The organism is Bacteroides sp. AM10-21B (genome assembly GCF_003472565.1).
GTDB classification, from domain to species: domain Bacteria; phylum Bacteroidota; class Bacteroidia; order Bacteroidales; family Bacteroidaceae; genus Bacteroides; species Bacteroides propionicigenes.
The window spans coordinates 94,956-103,697 of record NZ_QRME01000012.1 but is presented as its reverse complement, the minus strand read 5'-3'; the positions used below and the strand labels follow the sequence as shown (position 1 = coordinate 103,697).

The window sequence follows — 8,742 nt, the reverse complement described above, 5'->3', positions numbered from 1 at the left end:
TTATTGGTTTTAGTATGAATAATGATGTTGGTTTAAGTATCAATGATGCCCGCAATGCATCACACTTCAATTATCCGAGCGGGTCTTCCTTGTCACCCTCGTCGGGAATCACGCCACCGCCGCCATTGCCGCCGCCACCGGAGCCGTCAGTCGGTTTGTCCAGCGCGAAGGCTACGTTGGCCGGGCTACGGGTGGTAGCGGTGCTACCGTTCACCAGTTTCAGCTCCTTGTCGGGGACGAAGCGGATGTTCACTTTGGCAATATTCCTCACCGTACAGTCTTCCGACTTCTCCACGCCCGGACAGCGGAATGTCATGTGAAGCGTGCCGAGTTGGTTCAGCTTCACCTTATCGCCGTTGGCAAGGTTGGATTGGATTTCTTCCACAAGGGCTTCGATGACGTGCTTCACATCGCCTTTTGTCATGGCGCAGTTTTTCTGAATACTGGCGGCAAGGACATCAATATCTACCGTACCGCAAGTCTTGGGTTTCTGACGGAGATAGTACAACATGGGCGAACTTTTATCGCTCACGATTCTTCTGCGCTGAAAGCGCTCTACAATTACATCCATAAAAAAAACAGTTAAGGTTTAAGTTAAAAAAATCAGCCTCCGCCCAATAGCGGAGAAAAGGAAACAGGTCTCAAAAAGTAAAGATAAATCTCTAAGCAAACAGTTCGGCCGGAACTATAAAAGAAAAGTGTATAAGAGGAGAAATAAGGCGCCTTAATCAATGATTATTCCTTTCCTTAAGCACATTACAAAGATACAAAATCAGAGAGGCGATGTCAAGTTTTTCGTTGTTTTTTTTCGACAAAAACGAGAAAAAGACGCCTCATTTCGCGTGTTTCATCAGCCACTCCATAGGCGGCACATACTCTCCTATCTTCGTAAGGCTGGTGTTGTGCGAGAAGTACACATCTCCGGTTTCGCCGTTGCGGTGCTTGGCAAGAATCAGCATACCGAGGCCTTCCGAGGGGTAACCGCTTTTGCGCTCCGTGGGCAGGTTGTAGACGGCAGGGCGATAGAGCAGTGACACTACATCCGCATCCTGTTCTATGGCGCCGCTTTCGCGCAGGTCGCTCAGTGCGGGACGGCGGTCGCCACGCAACTCACACTCGCGGTTCAGCTGGCACAGCAGCACTACGGGCACGTTCAGCTCCTTTGCCAGCAGCTTTGCCTTGCGGCTTGCCTCCGCCACTTCCTGTTCGCGGTTGCGGTTCTTCTGTTCGGACTTCATTTCACAGAGCTGCAGATAGTCTATCACGATGAGGTCGCAACGCCCCTTGCTCTTTTGCAGACGGGCGGAGGAGCGGATGTGGTCCATCCCCATTTTGGGGTTATCGTCTACACAGACGGGCAGGCGGGAGAGTTCGCGGGCTGCCTCCAGCGCCTGATGTTGCTCGTCGGCGGTGAGCAAACCCGTGCGCAGATGCCCTGCGTTGATGTCGGCGGCTTGGGCGCACAGCCAGCGGTCGCCCAGACGCTCGCCCTGCATCTCGAGGCTGTACACCACCACGTGCTTGCCCGCGCGCCCTGCAGCCAGCGCCAGATGCAGGGCAAAGGCGGTCTTGCCCACCGAGGGACGGGCGGCAATGATGTTCAGGTCGCCGGGTTGCCAGCCTGCCGTCAGCTTGTCCAAGTCGCTCAGACCGGTTGGCACACCCGTGACGCCGTTGCAGTTGTTTGCCACACGGGCATCCATTTGTTTCAGGGTGGCGAGCATCAGTTGGTCCATATCGCGGAGATAGTCGTTGAAGGCGGCTTCGCCTTCCAAGTGGTCGGAGAGGCGGTGCAGCTGCACCAGTACCTCGTCCAGGTCCACCGACTCGTCGGCGGCGGACGCCAAGAGCTTGTGCAATCCGCAAATCATCTCGCGGCGCACGTACAGCCCCAGCAAGATGGCGGCGTGCTGCTCCAGATGGGCGGAGGACGCCACGCGCATGGTGAGCTGCGTCAGCCCGTACGCGCCGCCCGCGGCATCCAGCGTGCCACGGGCGGAGAGTTCGTTCTTTACGGTGATAAGGTCTATCTTCTTGCCGGTGTGGTGCATGGAGAGCAGGGCGGCAAAGACTTCCCGGTGGGAGTCTTGGTAGAACATTTCGGGACGGAGCGCGTCTGCCACGGTCACCATTGCGGTGGTTTCAATGAGGCAGGCGCCAAGAATCACGGCTTCGAGGTCGGAATCATGAGGGTTGAGTATTTCGGACATGAGATTTATGATTTAATTAATCAGGTTGTCAAAGACTTTATCTTCCAGATAGCGCACCGCCGTCTTGCAGAAGTTGGTATTCGGGAGAGTGAAATAGTAGTCTTCCATACGCGCCATGGCGAGTTCGCGTTCGCGGACGGAGAGGCGTTTCCAAAGGTTCCGGATGCGTCCTTTGGCTTCTATGGGCTTATGGGTCACTTCGCTGTAACGGGCGATGAAGTTCTTCACTTCTTCCTCCATTTTGCGTTCGACGGGCTGTTTGGGGGCGGGGGTTCCCGTCCATGCGTCATAGTGGGGAACGCGTATATGGCTCATGCAGCTACCGGGCACCTGCTCCAGAAGCCCGTCGGCAAAGCAACGCTCAAAAAAGAGGCGGGTGTGTCCGCGCGTCCAGCCAAAGATATCGGCCCAGCCCAGATAAGAGATTACAGACTCTCCCCGGGCACAGGTCACCTCCGCCCCGTTGTGCTTAAGCACTTTGTTTTTGTAGTTCACATGAAGAAGCACGCGTAAAAACGCCTCTTCGTCTCCGCTCGCAATGTGGTGTTTTTGGGACACACTCATCAGCAATGCCCGCGAAACCATGACATAGCCTGTGTTTGTTAGATTCAAATCCATTGATAATTTTCCGTTTTTTCAAGGTGCCAATAAAAAGCCAGTCCAACTGCCAATTTTTCGGTTCATTTCCAGACAGATAGCCCGTTTTACAGCCAGTGCAACTGCCAGCTTACTGACACAACATAATTAATAAAGAAAAGATATACTAAAGTATATCTCTGTCGGAGAGAACGAATGATGCGTTTGTGCAAAACGCACCATGCATCCGGGCACTGCGGATGATGCGTGCCGATGTAACGGATGATGTAATTTCATGTTTGACTTTGTTTATATATTTGTTATAATATTTTTCTGCGTGCCCGGCAATGCAAAACATCTGCCACACGCTATCAACAGACAAATATACGCCAATAGTCTGAGGGAGGAAATATAAATATTTACGCGAATGAGAGAGGTAAAATATTGGTTACAAACCGGATAAGGGGAGAGGCGCTTCACATTATCTGTTGGCAAGTAAGTAATTTATTTTATCCGTCATTCAGAGCGGAGCGAAAAATCTCTTTTCCTTACATAATGAGGGAAGAGATTCTTCGTCGCAAGCTCCTCTGAATGACAGAGTGCTGTTTGCAAACAGCAAATGATTATATTTGCACTGTCTTGAAGCAAAAATGGATACTGGGGAGAAGTGCTTCACATTATCTGTTACCATTATCATGTTATATGTTAACGCCGTAGCACCTATTAATAAATCAAAATCATCAATCAAAACACCTTTGCTGTTTAAGATAGTTTTCACATCAGCATATGTTTCAATAACTTCATGGATGGAAAGTGAGGGCTACACTCATAATTCTGCCAGTTTCCGGGTTTTACCCTGCACACGGGCATTGCGTAATAATTCAATTTCTTCGTCCGCACTTACCCCGTCATTACACCATGCTCCATTTGCCTTATCCAACAGTCCCTTTTTTCTGTTTTTGGCAAGAGCATCATGTGAATCGGAAAAAGTCAAAGATGATGCTAATAATTCAATTAAACGCCGCTTCGCTTCATTGCCTAAATGCAACAAATCCTTGCGAAATATTTCATCTGCATTCAGTTCAACAGTAGACATACAATTTCTCCTTTTTCAATTAGTTTCAGTACAAAGATAACGATTTATGCAGTAAGAACAATATTTTCTCCTTTTTTTTATATTTCAGCATTATCTTTCAATCCGCTACTTATCTCCCCCACCGGGGGGAGACAGGGTTTCCGTTACCCTTTATGCACATATATCAAGTCGTCCAGCAAGTGGTCCAGCTCGGCGTCGCTGATGCTGCCTTTGTGAAAGCGGAAGTAGCGGGTAAGGATGGTGCGCACTTGGCGGATGCGGCATTCGGGGGTATAGCCATGCCACCCTCCTGCCTTGCCTTCGTCCAGCGCACGGCAGATGGTGCGGACATAGGGGGTGATGATTGCACGCACATCATCGCCGGGATAAATCTGAATCTTCTCTTCGGGCATGATGATGGTGACTTCGGGATGACAGGCGCGAACCACACGCAGGGCTTCCGTCCAGCGTACATAGGGCATGATTACATCGCGCGTTGTCTTTTTTTTGGTGCCTCCAAGGCATCCGGTGCCATGATGACACGTCTTCTTAATTTTTTCATTTTTACAAATGCTTTTAATTGGTTAATATTAAAATACGGAGATTTATCATTCTCCTTTTTTTCGTTTATTCTTTTGGGGCGGGTCGATTCTCTCTGTCATTCAGAGGGTATCTGTCATTCAGAGCGCAGCGAAGAATCTACTCTCTTTATGTTTTGCATAGGGAAGAGATTCTTCGCTACGCTCTGAATGACAGTTACTCTTGATATAAATTAAATTTCAACATTTACTTAATTCATAAATAGATAAAATAGGTCAGAAAGCAAGCGCCGGGCGGACCACGAAGACGCGGTTCTTATTGAGCCAATTCAAGTTCAAGGAGCCACCGCTGCTGAAGTTCACGCTGCAAGCGACGTTGCTACTAAACTCCGAACTGGACCAAAAATATGTATTGGTCTCAAATGATGCAGCACCGGTTACCTTCCCCATATATACGTTAAGATTAGTTATTGCGGTATTACCGGCACCGTATATATATACATAACTATCCGTCGATGTCTTATAACTACTCAAATCCAGCCCGCCGAAGTTCTCCAAAATGTCCCACCACTGCCCCATGCTGGGGAGAAACCAACCGGTAGTTTTTTCAGGAGCGGCATACTGGGCTGTTTCTGTCGTGGCGCCATAATTGAGCGCAACATCAAAGGCTTTGTAAGTATCAGCGGTATAGCTGCTTTCAGCTGAACCCTTTATTTTGTCGCCAATCCAATGGGTTTCGGCATAGCCGTTGATGTCATTATACTGTTTCTGCAAGGTAGCGATGTTTTCTTTGAAAGGTTCACCACTCTGCCCGTCCGCATTCTCATCTTTGGTATAATCTCCCCACTTGCAGCCGTCGCTGGCATTCGTCAGAGCCATGACAAGACCGTGAGGAGCCGTGACGCCTAAATCCTTCAGCTTTGTTTTCTCTCCCGCACCGATGCGACTTGCATCCGTGCAGAACACGATGCCGATGCAGTTTACCTGTTGCGCTGCGCTAAGGGATTCGTTTTTTCCTATCAACGAGCCGTCTTTCATGTAGAAGTCGCCCGCTTGCAAGGTATGTGCTTTGGTTATGACGGTAGCACTTCCGCCATCCACTACATATTCCTTGTAATCGCCTGCGGCGACATCGGCATTGAAGCTCCAGTCGGCAACGGAAGCATCGCTCTTGGTGTAGCTGCCGGAAAGGAGGGGCTTGGCTGCATCGGCAGCATCAGCGGGAACGGGAGTTATCAGGTAGCGATAGGCGCCGTTGTCCGTATGGCAGGGGATGAAATCGGAGAAAGCGACGTTGAGAGGGGCATTAATAATGTAATCGGGAAGCGAATTTCCTACGGCATCCTTTAGCGTGTACTTCGTCTTCGGCAGGTCTATCACCACCAAAGCCATCCGGTGCGCCATGCTGAAGGACAACTTCCGCCTCTCTGCCGGGATGTCTTCTGCCATGCTGCCCTTGGCTATCATCAGGTCCTGCGCGGTATATTTGTCGTGAGAACTTTGATCGGCGGAGGGAGACCAAGCGGCGGTTAAGTCCTTGAAGAAGTCGGCGGCAGTGGTGGAAGCGGCAAGGGGACCGGTGGCGGTATCGGGGACTTTACCGGCCATGTAGCTGTCCGCCTGATAGGGGTAGTAGGCATAGTAGGTGCCACCGGGGATGTACAGAGGGGTTTTGCCGTCCGCTGTCTGCCACGTGAGGATGCTGCCACCGCTTGCCGCATCAGAAGCGGCAACGGTAACGGCTTCAAGGCGGAGGTTGGTTGCGGCAGGAAGGATATGCCCGTTCTTGTCTATGGCGTACACGCCTATTGCATCGCCGGCAGTGAAGGTGGTGGTGTACTGATTCTCTGCGGTGCGGGTAGAAGTACCGGACGCACGGGTAACATCTGTAGTGCGGGTAGCGGTGCCGGATGCCGGAGTGTAGCCGCTGTCGCTCACGGTAATGGTAAGGGGGTATGCGTCGGAGGCATTACCGCCGTCGGGGGTGTTGTCGGGAAGTTCGTCTACCGAACAGGCCGAAAACGCTGCCAAGCCTGCAAGAAGAAGCAAGCGGCGGAAAAGGGAAGGATGAGGGCATGGAAGGATGTTCATGATTTCGTAATGGTTTATTGTTAGGTAATGGTTTTAAGTAAGTGATTCTAATGGTTTATTTTCTCTGTCATTCAGAGCGCAGCGAAGAATCTGCTCCCTCAATGCACAGAGGGGGAAGAGATTCTTCGCTGCGCTCTGAATGACAGAGAGGATGAAAGAGGGGAATGACGGAGGGGATAAGGTTATTAAACATAGATACTTGTAAATAGGTGATAATAGATGAATTCATAAATAGATAAAATAGGTCAGAAAGCAAGCGCCGGGCGGACCCCGAAGCCGCAGTCCTTACCGTCCCAACCTAAGCGCAAGTAGCCATCGTAGAAGCCCACGAAGCAAGCGTAGTAGCTACTAAACTCCGAACTGGACCAAAAATATGTATAGGTCTCAAATGGTGCAGCACCGGTTACCTTTCCCATATATATGTTAAGATTATTTAATGCGGTATTACCGGCATCGGCTATATATCCATAATTATTCGTCGATGTCTTATAACTACTCAAATCCACCCCACCGAGGTTCTCCAAAATGTCCCACCACTGCCCCATGCCGGGGAGAAACCAACCGGTAGTTTTTTCAGGAGCGGCATACTGGGCTGTTTCTGTCGTGGCGCCATAATTGAGCGCAACATCAAAGGCCTTGTAAGTATCGGCGGTATAGCTGCTTTCTGCTAAATCCTTCATTTTGTCGCCAATCCAATGGGTTTCGGCGTAGCCGCTGATATGATTATACTGTTTCTGCAGGGTAGTGATGTTTTCCACGAAAGGTTTACCACTCTGCCCGTCCGCATTTTCATCTTTACCATACTCTCCCCACTTGCAGCCGCCACCGGCATTCGTCAGAGCCATGACAAGTCCGTGAGGAGCCGTGACGCCTAAATCCGACAGCTTTTTTTTCTCTCCGTCACCGATACGACTTGCATCCGTACAGAACACGATGCCGATAACCGTACGGGCTTTCCCTGTTTCGGGGTTCGTCAGCACGGGCATTATGTTCCATCGCTTTATTGTGCCGTCCGTATATTTGCGATAGCCACCGTCGGAAGTCGTTCCGTCACTGTAATAGAAATCACCGATTTTCAGTTTATCGGCAGTGAAGTTCGCATCTATGGTTTTGCTCGTGACATCGGTAGCGCTTCCGCCACTATTCCATGCACCGCTGCCGCTGCCCGCAGTTTCCACCACCTCCAGACTGCCGTACTTCACGGTGATGTCGTAGGTGTGCACACTGCCGCCTTGCAAGTCTCCGGGATAGGTGCCGTCGGCTTTCTGCTTCGGAATGTAATAATAGGTGTCACTGCCCACTGTGACGGCAATGAACTTCTTGCCCGTCACGTTCTGAGGAATGACGAGGGCGGTGTAGGTTTTCAGGTATGCGCTGCCGGAGGCAGGGGTGATGGCTTTCGGAGTGATGGCGCCTGTTACAACATCGGCGGTTGCGAGGTCAGTGCTCCATGCGCCGATGTTTTGTCCGCTGCCGGGCAGAGTGTAAGGACACGACACGACAAGGGCGTTGTCGGTGTTGCTGCCTGCCGGTGCACCGCTTGCGTCATAGGCGGCAAGGGTGACACTCAGGTCGGCGGCATCCGTAGCGGCTTCCGCATTCTTGATGTTTATCACCACTTTGGCGGTCTGATGATAGAAAGCCAGCGTATTGTCCGCACCGCTTGCGGGAGTAAAGGTTATCTCCTTGGGCGGAGCATAGAGGAAGTCGCTCCGCTGATAGCCGTCAGCGGTGTTCTGGTCGGTCTGTACGCTCCAAGTCGTAGGAACGGAGCCTGCATGGGTGCCGCCTGCGGCTGTGGAGCCGTCACCGCAATACCATGCCGAAACGGTTTTCTTCTCGGTGCTGCTCTGCCAGTAGAACGGAGCTACGCCGGCAGCTGCCTGCAAGGTATTGGGTGCGTCGGGTTTCGGGGTGTACTGCTTCACGATGTCTCCCCCACCCTCTTCGTCCGCCACCATTACGGCTATCGCATCGCCCGCAGTCCACACTCCGCCCACCGTATTGGCACGGGTGGCTGCACCGGCAGGAGCGGTCGTCTCCCCGTCTATGGCTGCCGTAAAGGTCAGGGGGTATTGCCCCGCAGGCAAGAGACTCCCGTCGTCCGTATCGCCGCACGAGGCAAGCACGGCAAGGGTGACTATCATCGGCAGGGCAATGGTTCGGGCACTGCGTGCGCAGATAAATGATAAAAATGTTTTCTTGTTCATATACGCTTAACTTTTAGTTCTTAAAAAAATTAAGCGTTCTG

At 51.3% G+C, this 8,742-nt stretch carries 7 protein-coding genes; all 7 read right to left on the bottom strand.

What is annotated here, in order from left to right; all coding sequences use genetic code 11:
• Positions 1 to 70: 70 nt before the first annotated feature.
• The 7 genes from DW121_RS14730 to DW121_RS14700 all read right to left on the bottom strand — a co-directional run bounded on the left by DW121_RS14730 (position 71) and on the right by DW121_RS14700 (position 8,701).
• The gene (locus DW121_RS14730; protein ID WP_117713386.1) at positions 71 to 571 is read right to left on the bottom strand and encodes an HU family DNA-binding protein; all 501 of its coding nucleotides are present in this window, start codon (positions 569 to 571) and stop codon (positions 71 to 73) included.
• Positions 572 to 833: 262 nt separating this feature from the next.
• The gene (dnaB, locus tag DW121_RS14725; protein WP_118324286.1) at positions 834 to 2,210 is read right to left on the bottom strand and encodes a replicative DNA helicase; all 1,377 of its coding nucleotides are present in this window, start codon (positions 2,208 to 2,210) and stop codon (positions 834 to 836) included.
• Positions 2,211 to 2,222: 12 nt separating this feature from the next.
• The gene (locus DW121_RS14720; protein WP_118324284.1) at positions 2,223 to 2,828 is read right to left on the bottom strand and encodes a hypothetical protein; all 606 of its coding nucleotides are present in this window, start codon (positions 2,826 to 2,828) and stop codon (positions 2,223 to 2,225) included.
• Between the two features lie 784 nt (positions 2,829 to 3,612).
• Positions 3,613 to 3,882, bottom strand: a complete 270-nt coding sequence (locus DW121_RS14715; protein ID WP_117713383.1) for a hypothetical protein — start codon at positions 3,880 to 3,882, stop codon at positions 3,613 to 3,615.
• Positions 3,883 to 4,025: 143 nt separating this feature from the next.
• Positions 4,026 to 4,343: a hypothetical protein gene (locus DW121_RS14710; protein WP_117713382.1), complete on the bottom strand. Its 318-nt coding sequence runs from the start codon at positions 4,341 to 4,343 to the stop codon at positions 4,026 to 4,028.
• A gap of 333 nt (positions 4,344 to 4,676) precedes the next feature.
• Complete coding sequence (locus DW121_RS14705) at positions 4,677 to 6,491, bottom strand: fimbrillin family protein (RefSeq protein WP_118324282.1); 1,815 nt, start codon at positions 6,489 to 6,491, stop codon at positions 4,677 to 4,679.
• A 245-nt stretch (positions 6,492 to 6,736) separates the two neighbouring features.
• Positions 6,737 to 8,701, bottom strand: coding sequence for a fimbrillin family protein (locus tag DW121_RS14700; protein WP_118324280.1), 1,965 nt, complete (start codon positions 8,699 to 8,701; stop codon positions 6,737 to 6,739).
• Positions 8,702 to 8,742: the final 41 nt, after the last annotated feature.